Here is a 21635-nt window from a genome sequence, read left to right on the forward strand (position 1 = left end):
CCCGGCATGTCCCGGGTCAGACGGTTGGTTCCAACCCTCATCAGTAGGCACCGGAGGGCTGGATCATGGCCTTGAAGGTGCGCCACATGATCATCAGGTCGCCCGCTATCGACCAGTTTTCGACGTAATAGAGGTCCAGCCGGACGGCTTCATCCCAGGGAAGGTCTGATCGTCCATTGATCTGCCACAGGCCAGTAATTCCAGGTTTGATGAGCAGCCGGCGATGGGTATGCCGTTCGTAGCCATTGACTTCGCGAAGGAGTGGCGGTCGGGGGCCCACAAGGCTCATGTTCCCGGCCAGCACATTCCAGAACTGGGGTAGCTCGTCCAAGGAGTACTTGCGCATCCAACGGCCGCACTTGGTGATGCGGGGATCCTCGCGGATCTTGAAGAGGACACCGGCTCCCTGGTCCTTACCGCTGAGTTCTTCCAGCCGCGCTTCGGCATCAACCACCATGGAACGGAATTTCAGCATCTGAAAGGTGGTGCCTCGCCTACCTATCCGTTCCTGCCGGAAAAGGACTGGCCCCGGGCTGTCAAACCTGACTATCAGCGACAAAACAGCCAGCAGTGGCGCCAGGCAAAGCAAGGCAGCAGCCGACACCACAATGTCCATGAGGCGTTTGAGAGTGTGTTTGCCACCGGAGTAGTGCGGAATATCCACGTGCATCAAGGGCAGGCCTTCAACCGGGCGCCAATGGATGCGCGGGCCTGCCACGTTGGTCAGCGTTGCTGCCAGGACGAGTTCGGCGGCATCTTCTTCCAAGCGCCAGCCCAACTCCTGGATGAACTGGTTGCCGCCAGGGACCGGACCGGCAACGATCACCGCGTTGGCGCCCGTCTGACGCACGGTATGGGCAATACCGTAAATCGATGACAAGACGGGAACCCGCACGTTATCCACCACCAGGACGGCGCCACGCCGGGCCCCTGGAAGGCATGCCCCCAGGATGTTGTACGCAGCACCGGACTTCCGGTTGATTTGCTTGATGACGTATCTGACATCCTGCGGCTCCCCGACCACAATGGCACGGGAGAGGCAGCGGCCGCGTGATTTTTCGCGCGTCAGCCAGCGGCGGAACATCCACCGGCTGCCTGTCAGGGCCACCAAGCCCACTGGCAGGGACACCAAGACGAATGAGCTTGCGGACTCCAACTGGAAAACGACTGCCACGAGCCCCAGAAAGCCGAAAACGCGCAGGCTTGCGGACAGGACACGCTTGTATTCTTCGGGCCCAACCCCGAGCACTTTCGGATCCCGTGTCCGATAGACCTCCAGTGCGCCCAGCCAGGCAATTCCAAGTATGAAGCCGAGCAAAAGCTGCCGCTCATGTCCCGCGCCGCCTGCCGCAACGGCAAGACCGTCAGTGTTGAGAAGGAAACCTGACGTGACTGCTGCCGCTACCAGGGCGCTGTCTGCCAATCGAAGACTGTTGGTGAGCGCCTTGGCCCAGCCGGATCCGTTGTACCGTTCGGCCCCGGAGGAGGCGCTGCGGGAGTTGCGGTGGGTGACTGGCGGCTCGAGGTCCAGGGTGACATCTGCCCTCAACGCCGCCAGTCCCGCCTTTTCAGCCCGTTGTGCAGCAACGGACTTGTCAATCCAGGGAGACACCGGCGGATTGACATCGACAACACCAGGTTTCGCGGTGAACGCCGCGCCCAAGGAAAAGTTAGGCGCACCCTGTGGTGCTGCCACCTTGCCCGAACGCAAGACTGGAACTTTTACCATGTCAGCCTTCTTCGCAGACCTGCCGTTGCCTACATCCCAGTGAAGCGGCGGCTGTCAGGAGGCGCACCAGTAGTCGGTACTCAAGTTTGCGCAGCTTTACCCATGGCTCCTACGTGCGAGTACCTAGCCTGATGTGGCAGGACTACGTGCTTTAAGCCTCACGGCGCCACCGAAAACCGCTACATTCCGGGCTGGAAACAGGACAAACAGCTCGCGAAACGACACAAAAAACCGGGGTTACAGGACAAAACGTGTGTATTGGTTGGGCCTGCTTTCCAGCGCTGGCGGGCGAATTCCGGGATAGCTAAGCTTTTGGAGCTTAGGGTGGCTGGGGTGCTTGCATATCTGGGGAATGTTTGGTCTGCGGCCAGACGCTGGTACGGAACGGGAAAACGGCAGCGGGCAAACAGCGCTACCGGTGCCTGAACTGCGGGGCGAGCCGTTCCGGTCAACGTCCGGATGTCAGCCGTCGCGCTGAGCTGGAGGCGTTTCTTGGTTGGTTGTTAGGCACTTCAGGCCAGTCGTCGCTGACCATGTTCGGCACGGCCCGGTCCTTCCGACGGCGCACGGCCTGGTGCTGGAACATCGCCCCGCGCATTCCCGTGACCGGGGAGGTCCATGACCAGATCCAGGTCGATGGGATCTTTGTCGGGTCGTGGTGCTGCCTGATCGCTGTTGCCGGTGATTACGTGCTTGGCCGGCAGTGGTGCGACACCGAGAAAAAGGCCGCGTGGGCGGCGCTGCTGCAACGGTTCCCTGCCCCTCGCGTGGTGATCACTGACGGCGGTTCGGGGATCGCCGCAGCCCTGTCGGAGTGCTGGTCAGAAACCGCGGTCCAACGGTGTCTGGTCCATGTCCAACGCAATGTCCGGACCTACCTGACCAGCCGGCCCCGAACGGATGCGGGCAAAGCATTGCTGCGGCTGGGACGGGCGTTGACCAGGATCAAAGCCCCCGCCGAAGCAGCCGCCTGGCTCGCGGGTCTCAATGACTGGCATCAGGAACACGGGCATCTGGTCAAGGCCCGCACGTACCGCACCGCTACGGCCATGGCTCCGGGATGGGTCCGGGCCAACCAAACCTGGTGGTACACCCACGACAGACTCCGCAAGGCCTACCGGCTGCTGGAACGACTCGGCCAAGCCGGGACCCTCTTTACCTATCTGCAGGCTGAATACACCGGACTGGATATCGCCTCGACGACCAACCGGATCGAAGGAGGCACCAACGCGCAACTCCGATTGATCCTGCGGGCCCACCGGGGCATGAGCGAGGACCACCAAAAACGCGCCATCGAGTGGTACCTCTACCTCCACAGCGACCAACCCCGGCCCCCGGCGAAGCTCATCGAAAACCGGCACTACAAACCCGGCAGGACCAACGCCAGCACAACCACAGAACCGGAGCCCGGCCCCGAGATCTACAGCACCGGCCTCAGCCCCGATGAAGGCCTCTGGCACCGCGCAGGCTGGGCCGGACGATCATGACACACCCGGGATTTACACACGTTTTGTCCTATAACCCAAAAACCGGCCACCGTCGGTGGCCGGTTGGTTGCCGCTTATTGAAGGCTCCCTAGTATTAGAGGCTCCCTAGTCCTCCAGGCTTTCGAGGTCTTCGTCCAGGACCTCGTCATCGTCCTCTTCCTCGTCATCAAACACCTGCAGCGGAGTAACCTCGGAATATGCCTCGTACAGGGCGTCTTCGTAAACCTCGAAGGCGTCTGCGATGGCGAAGAACGCCGCCTCGACGTTGGGGTCACCCTCGCCCCGGCGGGCTGAAGCGGCGGCCAAGTGCTCTTCCAGGGCAGCAGTCAGTGACTGAAGCGCGACACGCGGATCGATGCTCATGACTTCACGTTAGCCCGAAAAGGACGAAAATGGAGAGGGATGAAGGAACAATTTCGAGGCAGCTCCGAAGAGCGCCAACGTGACTATGCACGTCAGTACGAGTACCTCGTACTGACGGTAGGACCTGACGATTCACTGCCCGAAGCTCGGCGTCGGCTCGCAGAGCACTCCGAGTACGGAAAGTGGGAGCTGGAACGCAGCCGGCTATACCTCGGTGGCGGCAGGCGCTTCTGGTTGCGCCGAAAGGTCTATTCCGTGCAGCGCACGGTTTAGTCAGCTGCCAGGTTCCTCAGTTATCCAGGTTCCTCAGCTGTACAGGTTCCTCAGTTATCCAGGGGCCCAAGCCAGGCGTTCGCCACCGTGTTGTGCGCCGATTCGTCGTTGGACGGATGGAAAATTCCAGCGAGTACATCCCGGTAGAGGCGTTCCAGTTCCGAGCCGCGGAAGTAGCTCGATCCTCCAGTGACCCTGATCGCCAGATCCACCACATAGCGGGCATTTTCCGTGGCCCGCAACTTGAGTCCAACAAGCTTGGGGAACCACTGGGCTCCATGGTCCACCAGGTTGTCGATGTCGCGGGCTACAGCCGACAACTGGGGATAGATAGCGTCCATGGCCAAGGCCGCGTCGGCAACTTTCCAGCGGATGTCCGGGTCCTGCGCGAAACTGCGTCCCCCGTGTTTTGCCGAGACCCGTCGCTTGACACTTTCAATGCCCAGCATGAATGCACGCTCCGCCAATCCCGTGTAGACGGCTGCCAACAAGGTCTCAAAGCAGGCAAAAATCGCGAAAATCAGTAAGTCCTGGTTTGGCCCGACAGGCAGTTTGCGGAAGATCCGCTCCGTTGGAACCGCCGCTCCCTTCAACAGGGTGGTGTTCGAGGCACTGGCCCGCATTCCCAGGGTGTCCCAATCGTTAAGGGTTTCGTGCCCGGGTTCATCACGATGGATAAACCCGAAAACCAACTCGCCCTCTCCGTTCCTGGCGCTGGCGTCCTTGCCGAACGTTCCCAGACGGGTCCAGCCACGGGAGAGGCTAGTGAAGATCTTCCGTCCGGTGAATCGATAACCACCGTCGGGCAGCGGCTCCGCAACAGTAGTGGAGTCGAACAGCATTGAATCATTGCCCGCTTCGGAAATTCCGAAAGCAAACACTTCCCCCTTGCCGGCTTCCTTCAGCACGAAGTCCAGCGTGGCCTCTCCCCTGGCAGCCATGACATGCGCGACGCCGGTCCAGACCAAGTGCATGTTGACTGCCAGTGCTGTGGCCGGGGCGGCCGTGGCGAGGCGCTGCTGCAGCGCAGCTACCGCTTCCAGACCCAGTCCCATACCGCCGTCGGCAACTGGCACGAAGAGTTTCAGGTAACCGGCGGCTGCCAGCTCTTCCAGGTCTTCATGGAAGAAGAGATTGTTGTGGTCATAACCGGCCGCCCGTCCGCGCAGACGTTCCAACAGCGCATCCGGAAGGATTTCCTCTGGAGTCATCGCCCACCGTCTTTCGTAAAGATTGCGTTTTAGTAGTTGCTCAGCAGCCTGTTGAGGACGCGCGCGCCGAATTGCAGGGACTCCGCCGGCACTCGCTCGTCCACGCCGTGGAACATGCCTGTGAAGTCCAGCTCGTCCGGCAGCATCAGTGGAGCGAAGCCATAGCCGGTGATGCCGATCTTGCTCAAGGACTTGTTGTCGGTCCCTCCGGAGAGGGTGTAGGGAAGCACCTTGGCGCCCGGGTCCTCGGAGTGCAAGGCGTCGATCATGGAGTCCACCAGGTTGCCGGCGAACGGCACCTCCAAGGAGACATCCTTGTTGACGTAGCTGATCTCAATGCCGTCCCCAGCGAGCTCCTTGATGGTTTCGAACACCAGTTCCTGCTGGCCGGGCAGCGTGCGGCAGTCCACGAATGCTTCGGCCGATTCCGGGATGACATTGTGCTTGTAGCCCGAGCGGAGCAGGGTGGGGTTGGAAGTATTTTGCAGCGTTGCTCCCACGAAGCGGGCCACCGTGCCAAGCTCCTTGAGCAGGATATCCGGGTTGTCGGCATCAAACTCCACGCCAGTAAGTTCGGTCACGCCGTCCAGGAACTGCCTGGTTGTGGGAGTCAGTTCTACGGGCCACTTGTATTCGCCGATTCTGGTGACGGCCGCCGCGAGCCGGGTGATCGCGTTGTCCGTATTGATCTGCGAACCGTGGCCAGCCCGTCCATGGGCCACCAGCCGCAGCCAGGACAAACCCTTCTCGGCAGTTTGAAGCAGGTACGTTCGCTGGCCGCCGATGGTCGCGGAGAAGCCGCCCACTTCGGAGATAGCCTCGGTGGCCCCATCGAACAATTCGCGTCGGTGCTCCACGGCATACCGGGCGCCATAAGTGCCGCCAGCTTCCTCGTCTGCGAAGAAGGCGAAAATGATGTCCCGCTTGGGCCTGCGACCAGTCCGGGCGAAGTCCCGCATCACTGAAACGATCATGGCATCCATGTCCTTCATGTCCACGGCACCGCGACCCCAGATCAGTCCGTCCTTCAGCTCACCACTGAAGGGGTCAACGCTCCACTGATCCTTCAGGGCAGGTACAACGTCCAAGTGTCCGTGCACCACCAGCGCGTCAGCTGAGGGGTCTTCCCCGGCCATGCGCGTGACGACGTTGGCACGTCCCGGTGCAGACTCGAAAATCTCGGCCTCGAGACCCACTTCCGTGATCAGGCCAGCTGTGTACTCCGCTGCAGCACGTTCGCCCGGTCCGGTGTCGTCGCCGAAGTTGGAGGAGTCGATCCGGATGAGCTCCTGGCAGATCCGGACAACTTCGTCTTCGGGGCGGATGACAGACATGGAAATTCTCCTTGCGTTGGCTGGGCTGCAGGTGCCGGCGACGCGCACTGCGGACCCCGCAGCTCTACCGTCCCGTGTTCCACCAGCCTACTCACCGGAAGCGCCGTCGGTTTGGCAATTCCCGGCGCCACCACGCGTTGGAGGCCTGCAACCCGTCCTGACCAGCATCGATTTTTTAGTTGCTTCAAACCGTGTTAGAGTTTTTCTCGCTGCTTCGGAGGAAAGTGAAGCACCGGAAGGTGCGGAATGGCTTCTCTGAACACCACCTGCGCGGGTGGCGGAATGGCAGACGCGCTAGCTTGAGGTGCTAGTCCTCGAAAGGGGGTGGGGGTTCAAGTCCCCCTCCGCGCACAAAGAAGGCCCCGGGAAACCGGGGTTTTTTTGTGCCCTCAACCACGCCGCCCCCCTTCTAGTCAGTCATGGGTGGCGTTTTACTACGCCAACGGCCAGCCCCGCCATGACTCCTGGGCCACCCGTTTGATCTGTCCGGCTGGAAACCATTCCACATGGTAGTCACGCCGATCATCCACCCACTCCACGAGGCCATAGGTCCGCGTGTACTTGATCGCCCGTCCATACACCTCACCAACACGAACAAGCGGTTGGGCACCCGGCTCCAGCTCCATGATTTTGCCATCGTCAGGTTTAGGGTGCTTTGCCTCCGCCTCCGTCTGCAACATCATGCGGGCGAAAGCTTTGGAGTCTTGCTTGGGTCTCATGGACTAAGAATAGAACATATATTCGAATAAGGCTGAGGGTCTGCACGGCGGCATCACCTTTCAGCTGCCTTGGCGGGCAGCCTTCTCGACCGCCGCCAGCATACTTTCGAAGGTCGCCGTCAGCATTCTGTCAATCAGAGGGCCGGTCAGGCGGCCGAGAGGCCCACCCCTGGGTACATAACGGTAGTCAAAGGCCATCGCTGTCCCCTCGCCATCCGGCTGGAGGACGAGCCTGGAGTTGGCTTGTTTGAAGGGCACCAGTGTCGACTGCTCGTTCTTCGTTGCGAGGACGCGGCCTTCCTCCCATTCGGTGATGGTTTCGATCATCGAGCCGACGGGCGACAAGCGTACCTGACGGCGGGCGCCCAGCCCTTGGGTCTTGTTACCGACCGATTGTGATGCCCTTAGGCCGTTCCAGACGTCGGCGAGGTTCCCGAAATCGGCTAACACAGCCCAGATGGAGGCACCGGATGCAGCCGCTTGTCGCCGTACGGTCAGGTGGCGTTCCCTCATGATCATCGCTCCCACCAATCCAATTTTCCTGGCTCATCGCTTGAGCGAAATGCCGCGCCCCTGAACCTGCCGCTGCTGAGGAGCACGTCGAAAGGCAAGAACGTGGTCAGTCGCGTCCAGAGTCAATCGGGGAAGCTTGGCAAGGCGTCTCCACAGGAGATAGGTCCGGATATCCACACCTTTGCGTTCGAACCGCGACATGAAGACGTCCCTGCAGGATGAGTAGCACAGCCGAAAAGATTCCCGAAGGCCACCAAATTGCCCCGACCTCACGAGCAGGAGACCCGCATGACCTACGAGTACCGGCACCACAAACAAAGTTGGTGTGTGGCACCACTTGAAGCGAAGTTCGCTTCGCCAGCGCAATTGGCGCCTACGTAGCGGGTGACGGTCAGGATTCGGGCAGTGCTCCACCGGATCCGAGGTTCCGTGCCTGACTACGAGGCCCGAAGCCAACAGTCGAATCGATAAATCCGATTCCTCACAATAGAACCTATAGGATTCACGCAAACCGCCACAGGCCAGGACGGCATCCCGGCGCAGAGCATGAGCCGCGCCGATAAAGCTCCGGGCCAGCTGAACAGTATCGCCTGATTGGTCGCCCTGCATCAAGGCGCCGTTCTCGGTAAAGGGGACCGCAACGGCGGCAATTGCAGGCGATGAAAAGTCGGCCACGGTTTGCCGGGCCGTGGAGGCGGATGTGAAGTACGCGTCATCATCGAGGATGAGGACGAATGGAGTGGATGCTGCCCGGATGCAGATGTTCCGGGCAGCGATCAAACCGACATTCTCCTGACCCGTAATAAGTTCAACGGCGGGAAACTGCTCTCGGACCACCTCTGAAGTGCCGTCCGAGGATGCATCGTCATAGACGATGATGGGAATTGCGGGTTCCTGGCCGAGAGCGCTGGAGAGCAACCTCTTCAGATCATCAACCCGGTTGTAGGTCGAGACGCACAAACTTATCTGGTTCATGTGGCAAGACTCTCCTCCTACGGGCGGTCCGTCTGAAGAGAATATCCCGCCCCTAAGGATTTATGGAGGGCCTACGACAATGGAGCCACGCTCCCCCTGAAGTGGCGCCGGCCGCTGCGTGGGTTCCACGCCACGTAGTCCGAACGCTGCCAAGCCCCGGTTTCCGCCTGGATGGTGGATATGTCCAGCGCCACCCGGGCAGGCAGGAAAACCGGCGCTTCAAACGTCACGTCCCAGGTGAAGGCATCAGACTTGACCGCTCCGACGTCTGCCAACGCTCGCGACGCAAGGTACATGCCGTGGGCAATGGATCCCCTCAGACCCAATGCTTTGGCCGATAGCACGCTCAGATGAATGGGATTGAAATCTCCGGAGACGGCGGCATAACTGCGTCCGATGTCCAGGTCCAGTTGCCACAGGGCTGTGGGGTCCGGCGGGGAAAAGTTGCCATTGTCCCCGGAGCCGCTTGAGTTTCCCGGCTTGTCGATACCAGGCAGGAAGACCCCTTTCGCAAGGTACGTGGAAATTCCCCGCCACAGCAGCTCGCCTGAGGAGCTGGAGCGGACTTCGGTGATGACATCCACTTGCGTACCCACGCGATGACCCGAAAGGTTCTCCGACCAAGACCGGATGTCCAGGGCTTCTGTGAACTGGATGGGAACCAGCTGCTCTACATGGTTCCTGAGGTGGATCATCCCGAGCAACGGCAACGGAAAATCATCCCGGTTCATCACGCTCATGGACACCGGAAAAGCCAGCGCGTGGACGAATCCTGCTGGCAGGATGTCGCTGGCGGTCTCCCCCAGCAAGTGCTGGTAGGCGGTCAGGTTGGCGACGTCCGCCTGGACTCCCTTGACCTCGTGGCTGACGGCGGGCAGTGTCGCCTGCCCCGCAGATGACCCCATAATGCGGCGGCGAGCGGCAGTTGCCGCGGCATTCATGTAGAGCTTGGACAGCGACGGCAGCTCCCCAAGGATGACCGGCTGTGGTTTGCTCATGCTCCCACCAGTTGCTGTCCGCACACGCGAAGGACTTCGCCCGAGATTCCTCCCGCGGCATCGCTCGCCAGGAAAGCGATGGCTTCCGCCACATCCCGGGGCTGGCCGCCCTGCCTGAGGGAGTTGGCCCTACGCGCGGCTTCCCGTATGACGAACGGCATCCGGGCTGTCATCTCTGTTTCAATAAACCCCGGTGCTACAGCGTTGATCGTCCCCCCGAAGGACTCCATGAGCGGCGCTGTTAAGCGCACCATTCCGATCACGCCACCCTTGGACGCGGCATAGTTTGTTTGGCCCCTGTTGCCGGCAATGCCGCTGGTGGATGCCACCGAAACGATGCGCGGCCTCTCCTTGAAGTGCTCGGATGCCAGGAGGGCCTCATTGATCCTCAGTTGCGCCGCGATGTTGACAGCGATGACAGACTGCCAGCGGCGCTCATCCATGTTGGCAAGGAGCCGGTCGCGGGTGATGCCGGCGTTGTGGACTACGACGTCGAGCCTGCCATGGCGTTCCACCGCGTGGTCGATAATCCGGTGACCGGCGTCGTCACGGGTGATGTCGAGCTGGAGGGCGGTCCCGCGGACCTCGTTGGCCACTGCCGCCAAATGATCCCCCGCGGCAGGGACATCCACCAGCACAACCTTGGCCCCATCACGGTGTAGCGTCCGGGCGATCGCGGCACCAATACCCCGCGCTGCACCAGTGACCACGGCAACTTTGCCGGCAAGAGGTTTTTCGGCGTCAAAGGGCAAGCTACCGGACGAGGAGCTGATGGTCAGGAACTGGCCATCCACATAGGCGGAGCGGCCGGAAAGGAAGAACCGGAGGGCTCCCAGCGCGGACGGACTGGTGGTGGCCAAATCCGCATCGAGAAGAAGGCCGTTGGCGGTGGCGCCTGCGCGCAATTCCTTGGCCAATGAACGCAGCAGGCCATCTACGCCCTGCCGGGCAGCCGCCGAAGCGGGCCCTGATGCGGACCCGGCCGTTCTTGAGAGGGTAATCACCCGTCCGTTGGGTGCAAGGTCCCGCAAGGAAGCACCAATCGTGAGCACCGGCTTGCCCAGGTCCTCTGGGTGCTGCACGGCGTCGAGGACAACAATGATGGCCCCGAGCTTTTCCTTGGGCAATGCATGACGGCGGACGTCCAGGCCCCAACCAAGAAGCGTGGTGGCGAGGTCATCCGCGCCGCGGCTGTCGCCGTTGACCAGCACCGGCCCATCGATAAGCGGCGCGCCTGGCTGGTGTCGACGCAGCTCAACCGGCTGCGGCAGCCCGAGCCTTTTGGCGACGTCCTTGCCAAGTCCCTTGCTGACGATTTTGGCGTACTTGTCTGTCATCACGCTCCCCTAGGCTGCTTCCAGAATGGCAACAACGCCCTGCCCCCCGGCGGCACACACCGAAATCAGGCCACGTGCCGGCCTTCCATCCACAGCTCCCTTGTCATGGAGCATCTTTGCCAGCGAGGCCACGATCCTGCCACCGGTTGCTGCAAACGGGTGCCCGGCAGCGAGTGAAGAACCATTGATGTTGAGTTTCGTGCGGTCCACCTTTCCCAGCGCACCGTCCAGCCCCAACCGCGTTCGTCCGAAGTCTTCATCTTCCCAGGCAGCCAGCGTGCTGAGGACGGTCCCGGCGAAAGCCTCATGGATTTCGAAGAAGTCGAAGTCCTCCAAAGTCAGCCCATGGCGCGCGAGGAGGCGCGGTACGGCAAAGACCGGCGCCATCAGAAGTCCGTCCTTACCGTGGACGAAGTCGACGGCGGCCGCCTCGCCGTCCAGGACGGTGGCGAGCTTGGGAAGGCCCCGGCTGTCCGCCCACTCTTCGGTGGCAAGCAGGACGGTTGCGGCGCCATCGGTCAGCGGCGTCGAATTGCCGGCGGTCATCGTGGCCTCGGATCCCAGGTTCCTGCCAAAGACAGGCTTCAGTGTGGAGAGCTTCTCCAACGTGGTGTCTGCGCGAAGATTCGAGTCCCGGTTGAGGCCGCGGTATGGAGTAATGAGGTCCTCGAAGAAGCCGCGCTCGTACGCGGCGGCGAGGTTGCGGTGGCTGTTGAAGGCCAGTTCGTCCTGCGCCTCCCGGCTGATCTTCCACTGTGCCGTGGTGAGCGCTTGATGTTCGCCCATGGACAGGCCAGTACGCGGTTCGCCGGTGTTGGGAGCATCCGGGGCCAAATCCTTTGGCCGGATGCGGGCCAGGACCTTCAGCTTCTGGACGGAGGTCTTGGCGCGGTTGAGGTCCAGCAGAATTTCCCGCAGCCCCTCGCTGACGGCGATCGGGGCATCGGACGCGGAGTCAACGCCACCGGCGATCGCGGACTCGATCTGCCCAAGCTTGATCTTGTTTGCAAGCCCAAGCACGGTTTCCAGTCCCGTGGCACATGCCTGCTGAAGGTCGTACGCGGGCGTCTCTGGAGATAACGCCGAACCCAGTACAGCCTCCCGGGTGAGGTTGAAGTCCCGTGAATGCTTCAGCACCGCTCCAGCAGCTACCTCACCGATCCGCTCATCCTGCAACCCGAAACGGGCGATCAGCCCATCCAGTGCAGCAGTAAGCATGTCCTGGTTGGAGGACTTCACGTAAGCGCCGCCCGTGCGGGCAAACGGGATCCGGTTGCCACCAACGATCACGGCAGCACGCGTCCCCTTGACGCCCTTGCTCTGTTCTCCGCTTGCGAAGCCGTCTGTACCTGTGTGCGTGCTGTGCGTGCCCGCGGTACCTGTGTTCTTGCCCGCGGGCGCGTCTGCTGCAGCCATGCTTGACTCCTTCGATGAATAGCAGTTACTGATACCCAGCGTACCTGATACGCTGGGTATCGTGAACCGTCGCCGTACAGATTTTCCGAACGCACCTGCCTCTTCCAGCACGGGTGCTGTTGATGCCACCGTGGAGTCCGGCAACTCTGTTCGGGACCTTGCGGTAGATGGGCGTGCCGCCAGATGGCAGAGCCATCGCGAGGAGCGTCGGCGCGAGCTCATCAAGGCAGCACGCAGGGCTGTGCACGCCTTGGGAAGCGAAGCATCCATGGAAGACATCGCCGGTGCCGCGGGCACCTCAAAGTCGGTCTACTACCGCTATTTCGGCGATAAGGCAGGCCTTCAACAGGCCATGGGAGAAGTAGTTCTAGGGCAAATGCAACGCCGCATGAAAGAGGCGGCCCAGTTGGCGCAGACACCACGCGAAGGGCTGTACGCCATGGTTTCGGCTTACCTGCAAATGGCGGAATCCAGTCCCAACGTTTATGCGTTCATCACCCGGTTGATGCCTGGCGAAGCTTCCTCGCAGGATGCGATTGCGGCGTCAGGCGCGTTGGGAAACTTCTTCGAACAAATCACCGACATGATCGCCACGCCTATGCGGCAGTACCTCGGTGCAGAAAAAGAGGCGTTGATCGAGTACTGGCCCACTGCCGCCATCGGGCTCGTTCGGAACGCCGGTGAAATGTGGCTGGGAAGCCCTGCCTCGGACAGCAAACCGAACCAGGCAACCATGGCCGGCCACATTACGGATTGGCTATGCCTGGGCATCGCTCCTGAACTCAAAGCGGCCAACTGACATGAGAAGTGATCCATCAGTTGTAAGAACCAAAGAAGGAACCAACATGACTGAAGTAGTGGACCGGGCTTCATCAGCCCATCAACCATCAGGCCGCGAGGACGCGGCCATTCGCACCAATGACTCCGGCACCAGTGACTCCGGTACCAGTGGATCCGGCAAGCGGGCTGCGGACCCGGTGGTGGATGTCGCAGCGCTGGGTGAGCAGCTCTTGGGCAAATGGGCCCACATCCGGCACCAAGCCCGCCAAATAGCCGGTCATCCCGACGTCCGCAAAATTGAAGGCCTCCACCACACGGAACACCGGGCCCGCGTGTTTGAACAATTGAAGTTCCTGGTGGACAACAATGCTGTACACCGGGCGTTCCCCACCCGCCTGGGAGGTTCGGATGATCACGGCGGCAATGTTGCCGGATTCGAAGAGCTCGTTACGGCCGACCCGTCACTGCAGATCAAGGCCGGCGTTCAGTGGGGCCTCTTTGGCTCCGCTGTCATGCACCTTGGTACCCGGGAGCACCACGACAAATGGCTCCCCGGCATCATGAGCCTGGCAATTCCGGGTTGTTTCGCGATGACGGAGACGGGCCACGGCTCCGACGTCGCCAGCATCGCCACTACGGCCACTTATGACGAGGCGAACCAGGAATTCGTCATCAACACCCCCTTCCGGGCAGCTTGGAAGGACTACATCGGCAACGCCGCAAACGATGGCCTGGCCGCCGTCGTGTTTGCGCAGCTGGTAACCAAAAACATTAACCACGGCGTGCACGCCTTCTATGTGGAGCTGCGCGACCCCACCACCAAAGAATTCCTGCCAGGCATCGGCGGGGAAGATGATGGCATCAAGGGCGGTCTCAACGGCATCGACAACGGCCGGCTCCACTTCACCGACGTCCGTATCCCCCGCACCAACCTCCTGAACCGATACGGCGATGTAGCTGTCGATGGCACGTATTCATCAACCATCGAGAGCCCGGGCCGCCGCTTCTTCACGATGCTTGGAACCTTGGTCCAAGGCCGGGTCTCCTTGGACGGGGCAGCTGTGGCGGCCAGCAAGGTGGCGCTCAAGACAGCCATCCAGTACGCCACCGAGCGCCGTCAGTTCAACGCTTCCTCACCCACTGACGAAGAAGTCCTGCTGGACTATCAGCGTCATCAGCGGCGCCTGTTCACCCGCCTTGCCACGACGTACGCTGCGAGTTTTGCCCACGAGCAGCTCCTGCAAAAGTTCGACGACGTTTTCTCCGGCGCCCACGATACCGACGCCGACCGTCAGGATCTGGAAACCTTGGCGGCCGCACTGAAGCCCCTCAGCACCTGGCATGCGCTGGACACTCTGCAGGAGTGCCGCGAAGCCTGTGGTGGCGCAGGCTTCCTGATCGAGAACCGCTTTGCCTCGTTGCGCGCCGACCTTGACGTTTACGTGACTTTTGAAGGCGACAACACCGTCCTGCTGCAGTTGGTGGCCAAGCGTCTACTGGCCGACTATGCCAAGGAATTCCGCAATGCAGACTTCGGCGTGCTTGCGCGGTATGTAGTGGACCAGGCCGCGGGTGTCGCCTTGCACAGGACGGGCCTTCGGCAGGTTGCTCAGTTCGTAGCTGACACGGGTTCGGTGCAGAAAGCAGCACTGGCTTTGCGCGACGAGGAAGGCCAGCGGACCCTGCTGACGGACCGCGTGCAGTCCATGGTGGCCGAAGTAGGTGCGGCGCTGAAGGGCGCCAACAAGCTGCCGCAGCACCAGGCGGCAGCCCTGTTCAACCAGCACCAGCATGAACTCATCGAAGCCGCTCAAGCCCATGCCGAGCTCCTCCAGTGGGAAGCTTTCACGGAGGCACTGGCGGAGGTTTCCGATGAGGGAACCAAGCGGGTCCTCACCTGGCTGCGGGATCTGTTCGGGCTTTCGCTCATCGAGAAGCACTTGTCGTGGTACCTCATGAACGGCCGGCTCTCCATGCAACGGGGCCGGACCGTGGGGACGTACATCAACCGGCTGCTGGTCAAGATCCGTCCCCACGCGCTGGACCTCGTGGATGCCTTTGGCTACGGACCCGAGCACCTGCGCGCAGCAATCGCGACCGGCGCCGAAGCAAGCCGCCAGGATGAGGCCCGAACCCATTTCCGTAAAGAGCGGGCCAGCGGCACCGCGCCAGCGGACGAGAAGTCACTGCTGGCACTGAAGGCGTCCAAGTCCCGCTAACGGTACGAGATTTCCGGTCAGTGAACTTTATCGAAAGCTTGGCCAAACCACGACGGCGCCGTCCCCAGTCAAGGGGGCGGCGCCGTCGTAGTTTTCTCTGCTTTTCCGGACGGTTTTGAGCTAAGGCTGCTCAGTTAAGAACGGAGCGGTATACCTCAAGGGTGGTTTCAGTGATCGATTCCCACGAGAAGTGTTCCTCGGCGCGGCGCCGTCCCGCCATGCCCATCTTGCGGGCGCGCGCTGGATCTGCCACTACCTCGTTAAGGGCTGCAGCAAAGTCGGCCACAAATTTCTGTGGGTCCAGCGGTGTTCCCGTACCGTCGGTTACCTGCTCCAAGGGGACCAGCAAACCGGTTTCGCCATGCTGGACCACCTCTGGAATGCCGCCGGTTGCGCTTGCCACCACAGCGGCGCCACAAGCCATGGCTTCAAGGTTCACGATGCCCAGCGGTTCGTAGATGGAGGGGCAGGCAAATGCGGTGGCATGGCTGAGGACCTGGATGAGTTCCCGGCGCGGCAGCATTCGCTCAATGAGGATCACGCCCTCACGCTTGCTTTGGAGCTCCTCAATGAGGCGTGCTGTTTCAGCTGCCAATTCGGGAGTGTCAGCTGCACCAAGGCAGAGGACCAGTTGAACATCGGCGGGAAGGCTGGAAGCGGCGCGCAGCAGGTAGGGGACGCCCTTTTGGCGGGTGTTCCGGCCAACGAACACCACACTTGGCTTGGCGGGATCTATGCCCAACGCACGGATGGCGTCGTCCTCTTCGTCCCGTTCCCACAGGGAAACGTCGATCCCGTTATGCACCACCCGGACCTTGGCGGGGTCAACGTCAGGGTAGCTGCGCAGGATGTCCTGCCTCATTCCATCGGATACGGCGATGATCGCCGCGGCAGCTTCGTAGGCTGTCTTCTCCACCCATGAGGACAATGCGTAGCCGCCACCGAGCTGTTCGGCCTTCCACGGACGCAACGGTTCCAGGCTGTGGGCACTCAGTACATGGGGAATGCCATGCAGCAGCGAAGCGAGGTGCCCTGCCATGTTCGCGTACCAGGTGTGCGAGTGGACGAGATCCGCTCCCGCAATGTCCGGAACGATCCGAAGATCCACGCCCAACGTCTGGAGGGCAGCATTGGCGTCGCCGAGGTCCTCGGGTGTGCCGTAGGAAGCCACGGTGGCCCCATGGTAGTCGGCATCACGTGGGGCGCCAAACGCCCGAACATGAAGATCCACGTGCTTCGCCAGCACCCGGCTGAGCTCGGCAACGTGGACACCGGCACCGCCATAAATTTCCGGAGGGAATTCTTTAGTCACAATGTCTATTCGCACGTTACCCAACGTAGTCGTTCCGGCTTATGTGTTCTAGTGTGAAAGGGTCCGGAAAATCGGACTTTTGGGGGCTACGAAGACGTACGGGGAGCTATGACCATGGCGTTGAAGAAAGTATTGGCAATCGTGTTGGCTGGCGGCGAAGGCAATCGCCTCATGCCTTTGACGGCGGACCGGGCGAAGCCAGCGGTTCCGTTTGCGGGGGGCTATAGGCTTATTGACTTTGCACTATCGAATCTGGTCAATTCGGGATATTTGAAAATCGTCGTTCTGACGCAGTATAAATCCCACAGCCTTGACCGACATATCTCCGAGACCTGGCGCATGTCCACGCAGTTGGGCCGCTACGTAGCTTCCGTACCCGCGCAGCAGCGCGTCGGCAAGAGCTGGTTCCTTGGCAGCGCCAACGCCATCTACCAGTCCCTGAACCTTATTCACGATGACGCTCCGGACATTGTGGTTGTGGTCGGCGCGGACCACGTTTACCGCATGGACTTCTCACAAATGGTGGAACAGCACATCGCCAGCGGCGCGAAGGCTACAGTAGCAGCCGTACGGCAGCCGCTGAACATGGCCAACCAGTTCGGTGTGATTGAAGTTGACCAGAACGATCCCCAGAAGATTGCGGCATTCGTGGAGAAGCCGGCCAGCACGCCCGGGCTTGCGGCCGATCCCACCCAGTTCCTCGCCTCCATGGGCAACTATGTCTTCAACGCGGACGCCCTGGTTGAGGCCCTTCATGTTGACGCCGAGCGCCTGGATACAAAGCACGACATGGGCGGGGACATCATTCCCTATTTCGTGGACAAGGGTGAGGCCGGCGTCTATGACTTCACGCTTAATGACATCCCTGGGGCGACGGAACGCGACCGTACCTACTGGCGGGACGTTGGCACCATCGACTCCTTCTACGACGCCCACGTTGACCTCATTTCCCCCGTTCCCGTCTTCAATCTCTACAACTCCGAGTGGCCCATCTACACCCGCCAGAGCATTTCCCCTCCCGCTAAGTTTGTCCGCGGCGGGAACAGCACAGTGGGCACCGCCCTGGACTCCATCGTGGCCAGCGGTGTGGTCATCTCAGGCGGCATCGTTGAAGGGTCCGTGCTCTCCAACGACGTCTTCGTGGAGGCGGGCAGCCGTGTCCAGGATTCAGTACTGATGGATAAGGTCCGCGTCGGCGAAGGCGCAGTGATCAAGCGGGCAATCCTGGACAAGAACGTCAAGGTCCCTGCCGGCGCCGCGATCGGCCTGGACCCGGCGCTGGACAAGGCCCGTGGCTACAAGGTCACCGAATCCGGGATCACAGTACTTGCCAAGGGACAGCTTGTACCTGAACCTGGCGAGGAGGAGCTCGCGTTGTCCGCGGAGTACCGCCGCGGCCTGCCGGAAGCCGTTAAGGCTGCCACCCAGGATGACCCCGAAATCCTGGATTCTGCAGAAAAGGTAGCTGCCGGCATCCAGGCCCGGGTAGTAGACGCAGCATCACAGGGCGCCGGCCGCTAGTCTCCCGCCCGGCACCGGCTGCGCTGGTAGAACCCGAGGCAGGCCTCAGGCTCCCAAGGCTGTAAAATCAGGTCAATGAGCTCCACCGATCTGACGCCTGAAGAGATCCAGGCCTGCCTCAAGGTTCTGACCACAATCCACGTCTATGACGAGGAGCACCCGGACTACGTCGCAGTCCGCCGTGCAACGGGCAAGATGTTCAAAGCCGTCAAGCGGCACCGCCGCGTCACCAAGCGGGACCTGATAGCGGAAGCCGACCGTGCAGTCATTGCCCTCACCGCAACAGCTGCGCCGGACCGCATTGACGACGAAACGCGTGGCAACAAGCTTGCTCCGTCAGCCACCGGCGAGGTTGCGGGCCACCTGATCCGTTCCCGTCCCTGCTATATCTGCAAGCAGCACTACACGCAGGTGGATGCGTTTTACCACCAGCTGTGCCCGGAGTGCGCTGCATTCAGCCACAGTAAACGCGATGCCCGCACGGACCTCACGGGCCGCAATGCCTTGTTAACCGGTGGACGCGCCAAGATTGGTATGTACATTGCGCTCCGCTTGCTCAGGGATGGCGCCCACACCACCATCACAACACGCTTCCCCAAAGACGCGGCACGTCGGTTTGCTGCCATGGAAGACAGCGCGGATTGGCTGCACCGCCTGCGGATTGTTGGCATCGACCTCCGTGATCCCGCCCAGGTGATGGCCCTGACGGACTCCCTGAACAAGGCCGGCCCGCTGGACATCATCATCAACAATGCCGCGCAAACCGTGCGACGCTCCGGCAACGCCTACAAGCCCTTGGTAGACGCCGAGGACGAACCCTTGCCGGCCGCCTTGGAGGCTGCCAACGGAGGCCCCGAGCTGGTCACGTTCGGCCACGCCCATGACAAGCATCCACTGGCCCTAGCCAGCAGCGTCACCGAACATCCTGTCCTTGCCGGAGACGCGATCACTTCCCTGGCGCTCTCTACCGGTTCGGCGTCTTTGGCCAGGATCGAATCCGGAACGGCTATCGATGCCGGTGGGCTGGTCCCCGACCTCGCCACTATCAACAGCTGGACGCAGGTAGTGGACGAAGTGGATCCGCTCGAAATGCTCGAAGTGCAGCTGTGTAACGTCACAGCTCCGTTCCTGCTGGTCAGCCGACTGCGCGATGCCATGAAACGCTCAACGGCACGTCGAAAGTACATCGTGAACGTTTCGGCCATGGAAGGGCAGTTCTCCCGCGCCTACAAGGGTCCGGGACATCCTCACACCAATATGGCCAAAGCCGCCTTGAACATGATGACGCGCACCAGCGCCCAGGAAATGTTGGATTCCGATGGCATCCTCATGACTGCCGTAGACACCGGTTGGATCACCGATGAACGCCCGCACTACACCAAGGTGCGGCTCATGGAAGAAGGATTCCACGCGCCCTTGGACCTGGTGGACGGTGCCGCCCGCGTGTACGACCCCATCGTGATGGGCGAGAACGGCGAGGACCAGTACGGGGTGTTCCTCAAGGACTACAAGCCCTCCCCCTGGTAAATCAAGAATTCTTTGAGTTTTGATACAGAATATGGCCCCTAGGAATGCTTCCAGGGGCCATATCTGTAAAGAAAAATACTTATGCGAGGCGGGTGATCTCCACGGAAACGGATAGGCCCGAACCTCCACCCCCGGAAAGAATGCCTTTCAGCGGCGGAACATCCCGGTAGTCCCGTCCCTTCGCCACGGTCACGTGGTAGTCGCCGGCGGGCTTGTGGTTGGTGGGGTCCCAACTGCGCCATTCGCCGTCCCACCATTCCAGCCACGCGTGGGACTGACCGGCCACCGTTTCGCCGATGTCAGCGGAGGACCGCGGATGGATGTAGCCCGAAACGTAGCGCGCTGGTATGCCCCGGCTACGCAAGGCGCCAATGGCCAAATGGGCAAGGTCCTGGCAGACACCCTGGCGTTGCGTCCACGCCTGTTCGGCATTCGTCGTGACACCCGTGGTGCCCTTCATGTACGTCATCTCGCCGGCCATCCACGAAAAGATGGCCAACGCGGCCTCATGGGGGTTCTTACCGTCCACCACGCCTGGAATGATGCCGAGGACTTCCTCACCCGGACCGCTCAAGCGGGACTGGGGCAGCCAATCGCTGAACTCGTCCTGGATCTTCTCCGAGCCGATGACGTCCCAGCCCACGATGTCGTCTTCGGTTGCCACGCGCTCGGTGCGGTGCACTTCCACCGTGGCCGTCGCAAGGACCTCCAGGCTCTCGTGGGGCATCTGCATATCGAAGGCAGTGACGCGCGTGCCCCAGTAGTCGCGGTAGGTGCTGACCGAGGCCTGGTTCGGTGAAACCTTCAGCGAGGATTCCAAGACAACCTGCTGGCCGTCCGTCAATGGAGTCATCCGCGCCTCGTTGTAGGACAACGTCACGCGTCGGTTGTATTTGTAAGCCGTCTTGTGGACGATGCTCAGCCGGGTCATGAAACTTCTCCCACCCAGGCGTGCTCATCAGCCTGATTGAAGTACTTACGGGAAATCGCGTCCGAAGCCTGGGTTACGGCCTTCTGCACACGTTCCATATGCTCGGGCAATTCGGACATCAGGTCATCGGTCCTGTGGAACTCAAGGAACGTTCTGGCCTGCCCAACAATCCGACGGGCATCGTTGATGAAGCCGACCCGCTGTGCTGACGGATCCAGCTTTGCCAGGCACTCGTCCGCGTCGCGCAGGGCGTAGACGATCGAGCGTGGGAACAAACGGTCCAGAAGCAGGAACTCGGCTGCGTGCTGGTCGCCAAATGCGGCCCTCCGGGTCCGGATGAAGGACTCGTACGCGCCAGCACACCGCAGCATGTTCACCCAGGACATTCCGGCGGACTGCACATCCCGTGTGGACAACATGCGTGCTGTCATGTCGGCACGCTCAAGCGAACGCCCGAGCACCATGAACAGCCAGCTCTCGTCGTGGCTGACGGTGGTGTCCGCCAGCCCGCGCACCATGGCGGTCCGCTCAAGGACCCAGTTGCAGAAACGGTAGGTTCCCACAACGTCCTTGCGATGCTGGCTGAGGCCGTAATACGTGGTGTTGAGGCTTTCCCAGAGTGACTGCGAGACGGTTTCCCGCGCCCTGCGTGCGTTCTCACGTGCGGCGCCAAGCGAGCCCGCGATGGAGGATGCGCTCTGCTTGTCATAGGCAAGTGCATGCAGCAATTCGGGCAGGCCGAAGTCTTCGCTTTGTGGTTTAGCGCCCATTACGGCGAGGAGTTCGCGCGCAACACTGCGCTGCTCTTCAAGGGGCAGATGGTTCAGGCGCTCCAAGTGCACGTCCAGGATTCTGGCAGTGCCGTCGGCCCGCTCTACATAGCGTCCGATCCAGAAAAGTGACTCGGCAATACGGCTCAGCATGAAACTGCGCCTCCTTCGCGTGGTGCTTGTCGAAGTTCGGGGGTCAATGGAGCAGGGGTCCCTCTGG

The 21635-nt window shown here is 61.3% G+C and carries 19 protein-coding genes and 1 tRNA gene; 7 read left to right on the forward strand and 13 right to left on the reverse strand.

The window, feature by feature from the left end; genetic code table 11:
* Positions 1-40: 40 nt before the first annotated feature.
* Entirely contained in the window at positions 41-1729 is a 1689-nt protein-coding gene (locus KSW38_RS15015) for a sugar transferase (protein ID WP_216925725.1), read from the reverse strand.
* A 356-nt stretch (positions 1730-2085) separates the two neighbouring features.
* Here KSW38_RS15015 and KSW38_RS15020 point away from each other — a divergent pair, with 356 nt between their 5' ends.
* Complete coding sequence (locus tag KSW38_RS15020) at positions 2086-3216, forward strand: IS1249 family transposase (RefSeq protein ID WP_216925726.1); 1131 nt, start codon at positions 2086-2088, stop codon at positions 3214-3216.
* 105 nt (positions 3217-3321) lie between these two features.
* Here the strand turns inward: KSW38_RS15020 and KSW38_RS15025 are convergent, their stop codons facing one another.
* Positions 3322-3579, reverse strand: a complete 258-nt coding sequence (locus tag KSW38_RS15025) for a hypothetical protein (protein ID WP_216925727.1) — start codon at positions 3577-3579, stop codon at positions 3322-3324.
* Between the two features lie 39 nt (positions 3580-3618).
* Here KSW38_RS15025 and KSW38_RS15030 point away from each other — a divergent pair, with 39 nt between their 5' ends.
* Positions 3619-3852 carry a DUF5703 family protein gene (locus KSW38_RS15030; RefSeq protein WP_216925728.1) on the forward strand — a complete coding sequence of 78 codons (234 nt, stop codon included), beginning with the start codon at positions 3619-3621 and terminating at the stop codon, positions 3850-3852.
* Between the two features lie 50 nt (positions 3853-3902).
* Here KSW38_RS15030 and KSW38_RS15035 read toward each other — a convergent pair whose 3' ends face one another.
* Together KSW38_RS15035 and KSW38_RS15040 are read right to left on the reverse strand one after the other, a co-directional pair.
* Positions 3903-5063: an acyl-CoA dehydrogenase family protein gene (locus KSW38_RS15035; RefSeq protein WP_216925729.1), complete on the reverse strand. Its 1161-nt coding sequence runs from the start codon at positions 5061-5063 to the stop codon at positions 3903-3905.
* Positions 5064-5092: 29 nt separating this feature from the next.
* Positions 5093-6397 (reverse strand): M20/M25/M40 family metallo-hydrolase, encoded by a 1305-nt coding sequence (locus KSW38_RS15040; protein ID WP_216925730.1) that lies wholly within the window; start codon positions 6395-6397, stop codon positions 5093-5095.
* A 268-nt stretch (positions 6398-6665) separates the two neighbouring features.
* On the opposite strand from KSW38_RS15040, the gene KSW38_RS15045 reads away from it, so the two are divergent.
* Positions 6666-6748 (forward strand) — tRNA-Leu (locus KSW38_RS15045).
* A gap of 83 nt (positions 6749-6831) precedes the next feature.
* Here the strand turns inward: KSW38_RS15045 and KSW38_RS15050 are convergent.
* The 6 genes from KSW38_RS15050 to KSW38_RS15075 all read right to left on the reverse strand — a co-directional run bounded on the left by KSW38_RS15050 (position 6832) and on the right by KSW38_RS15075 (position 12355).
* A complete protein-coding gene (locus tag KSW38_RS15050; protein ID WP_216925731.1) occupies positions 6832-7116 on the reverse strand; it encodes a hypothetical protein in 285 nt (94 codons plus the stop codon).
* A 60-nt stretch (positions 7117-7176) separates the two neighbouring features.
* Positions 7177-7629: an SRPBCC family protein gene (locus KSW38_RS15055; RefSeq protein ID WP_216925732.1), complete on the reverse strand. Its 453-nt coding sequence runs from the start codon at positions 7627-7629 to the stop codon at positions 7177-7179.
* A 33-nt stretch (positions 7630-7662) separates the two neighbouring features.
* Positions 7663-8604: a glycosyltransferase family 2 protein gene (locus KSW38_RS15060; RefSeq protein WP_216925733.1), complete on the reverse strand. Its 942-nt coding sequence runs from the start codon at positions 8602-8604 to the stop codon at positions 7663-7665.
* A gap of 71 nt (positions 8605-8675) precedes the next feature.
* Positions 8676-9602, reverse strand: coding sequence for a MaoC/PaaZ C-terminal domain-containing protein (locus KSW38_RS15065; protein ID WP_216925734.1), 927 nt, complete (start codon positions 9600-9602; stop codon positions 8676-8678).
* A complete protein-coding gene (locus tag KSW38_RS15070; protein WP_216925735.1) occupies positions 9599-10939 on the reverse strand; it encodes a 3-oxoacyl-ACP reductase in 1341 nt (446 codons plus the stop codon). Before KSW38_RS15070 ends, KSW38_RS15065 begins: the two co-directional genes overlap by 4 nt.
* Positions 10940-10948: 9 nt before the next feature.
* On the reverse strand, positions 10949-12355 hold the full coding sequence (locus KSW38_RS15075; RefSeq protein WP_216925736.1) for an acetyl-CoA C-acetyltransferase: 1407 nt from the start codon (positions 12353-12355) through the stop codon (positions 10949-10951).
* Between the two features lie 130 nt (positions 12356-12485).
* Here KSW38_RS15075 and KSW38_RS15080 point away from each other — a divergent pair, with 130 nt between their 5' ends.
* Together KSW38_RS15080 and KSW38_RS15085 are read left to right on the forward strand one after the other, a co-directional pair.
* Positions 12486-13154, forward strand: coding sequence for a TetR/AcrR family transcriptional regulator (locus KSW38_RS15080; RefSeq protein WP_216925841.1), 669 nt, complete (start codon positions 12486-12488; stop codon positions 13152-13154).
* Between the two features lie 46 nt (positions 13155-13200).
* Positions 13201-15354, forward strand: coding sequence for an acyl-CoA dehydrogenase family protein (locus KSW38_RS15085; RefSeq protein WP_216925737.1), 2154 nt, complete (start codon positions 13201-13203; stop codon positions 15352-15354).
* A gap of 130 nt (positions 15355-15484) precedes the next feature.
* Here the strand turns inward: KSW38_RS15085 and glgA are convergent, their stop codons facing one another.
* On the reverse strand, positions 15485-16681 hold the full coding sequence (gene glgA, locus KSW38_RS15090; protein WP_216925738.1) for a glycogen synthase: 1197 nt from the start codon (positions 16679-16681) through the stop codon (positions 15485-15487).
* 93 nt (positions 16682-16774) lie between these two features.
* Between glgA and glgC the strand changes: the two genes are divergently transcribed.
* Together glgC and KSW38_RS15100 are read left to right on the forward strand one after the other, a co-directional pair.
* On the forward strand, positions 16775-18187 hold the full coding sequence (gene glgC, locus KSW38_RS15095) for a glucose-1-phosphate adenylyltransferase (RefSeq protein WP_216925739.1): 1413 nt from the start codon (positions 16775-16777) through the stop codon (positions 18185-18187).
* A 75-nt stretch (positions 18188-18262) separates the two neighbouring features.
* The gene (locus tag KSW38_RS15100; RefSeq protein ID WP_216925740.1) at positions 18263-19714 is read left to right on the forward strand and encodes an SDR family NAD(P)-dependent oxidoreductase; all 1452 of its coding nucleotides are present in this window, start codon (positions 18263-18265) and stop codon (positions 19712-19714) included.
* Between the two features lie 79 nt (positions 19715-19793).
* Here KSW38_RS15100 and KSW38_RS15105 read toward each other — a convergent pair whose 3' ends face one another.
* Together KSW38_RS15105 and KSW38_RS15110 are read right to left on the reverse strand one after the other, a co-directional pair.
* The gene (locus tag KSW38_RS15105; protein WP_216925741.1) at positions 19794-20645 is read right to left on the reverse strand and encodes a transglutaminase family protein; all 852 of its coding nucleotides are present in this window, start codon (positions 20643-20645) and stop codon (positions 19794-19796) included.
* The gene (locus tag KSW38_RS15110) at positions 20642-21568 is read right to left on the reverse strand and encodes an alpha-E domain-containing protein (RefSeq protein WP_216925742.1); all 927 of its coding nucleotides are present in this window, start codon (positions 21566-21568) and stop codon (positions 20642-20644) included. Before KSW38_RS15110 ends, KSW38_RS15105 begins: the two co-directional genes overlap by 4 nt.
* Positions 21569-21635 lie beyond the last annotated feature (67 nt).

The organism is Paenarthrobacter aromaticivorans, assembly GCF_019038615.1.
In the GTDB taxonomy this organism is placed as follows: Bacteria; Actinomycetota; Actinomycetes; order Actinomycetales; family Micrococcaceae; genus Arthrobacter; species Arthrobacter aromaticivorans.

What these genes read in the sequence shown, in the direction of transcription:
- KSW38_RS15040 (WP_216925730.1), bottom strand. Translation starts at nt 6,397, where the DNA reads ATGTCTGTCATCCGCCCCGAAGACGAAGTTGTCCGGATCTGCCAGGAG.
- KSW38_RS15085 (WP_216925737.1), top strand. Translation starts at nt 13,201, where the DNA reads ATGACTGAAGTAGTGGACCGGGCTTCATCAGCCCATCAACCATCAGGC.
- KSW38_RS15105 (WP_216925741.1), bottom strand. Translation starts at nt 20,645, where the DNA reads ATGACCCGGCTGAGCATCGTCCACAAGACGGCTTACAAATACAACCGA.
- KSW38_RS15050 (WP_216925731.1), bottom strand. Translation starts at nt 7,116, where the DNA reads ATGAGACCCAAGCAAGACTCCAAAGCTTTCGCCCGCATGATGTTGCAG.
- KSW38_RS15035 (WP_216925729.1), bottom strand. Translation starts at nt 5,063, where the DNA reads ATGACTCCAGAGGAAATCCTTCCGGATGCGCTGTTGGAACGTCTGCGC.
- KSW38_RS15100 (WP_216925740.1), top strand. Translation starts at nt 18,263, where the DNA reads ATGAGCTCCACCGATCTGACGCCTGAAGAGATCCAGGCCTGCCTCAAG.
- KSW38_RS15025 (WP_216925727.1), bottom strand. Translation starts at nt 3,579, where the DNA reads ATGAGCATCGATCCGCGTGTCGCGCTTCAGTCACTGACTGCTGCCCTG.
- KSW38_RS15060 (WP_216925733.1), bottom strand. Translation starts at nt 8,604, where the DNA reads ATGAACCAGATAAGTTTGTGCGTCTCGACCTACAACCGGGTTGATGAT.
- KSW38_RS15065 (WP_216925734.1), bottom strand. Translation starts at nt 9,602, where the DNA reads ATGAGCAAACCACAGCCGGTCATCCTTGGGGAGCTGCCGTCGCTGTCC.
- KSW38_RS15030 (WP_216925728.1), top strand. Translation starts at nt 3,619, where the DNA reads ATGAAGGAACAATTTCGAGGCAGCTCCGAAGAGCGCCAACGTGACTAT.
- glgC (WP_216925739.1), top strand. Translation starts at nt 16,775, where the DNA reads ATGACCATGGCGTTGAAGAAAGTATTGGCAATCGTGTTGGCTGGCGGC.
- KSW38_RS15055 (WP_216925732.1), bottom strand. Translation starts at nt 7,629, where the DNA reads ATGAGGGAACGCCACCTGACCGTACGGCGACAAGCGGCTGCATCCGGT.
- KSW38_RS15015 (WP_216925725.1), bottom strand. Translation starts at nt 1,729, where the DNA reads ATGGTAAAAGTTCCAGTCTTGCGTTCGGGCAAGGTGGCAGCACCACAG.
- KSW38_RS15075 (WP_216925736.1), bottom strand. Translation starts at nt 12,355, where the DNA reads ATGGCTGCAGCAGACGCGCCCGCGGGCAAGAACACAGGTACCGCGGGC.
- KSW38_RS15110 (WP_216925742.1), bottom strand. Translation starts at nt 21,568, where the DNA reads ATGCTGAGCCGTATTGCCGAGTCACTTTTCTGGATCGGACGCTATGTA.
- KSW38_RS15070 (WP_216925735.1), bottom strand. Translation starts at nt 10,939, where the DNA reads ATGACAGACAAGTACGCCAAAATCGTCAGCAAGGGACTTGGCAAGGAC.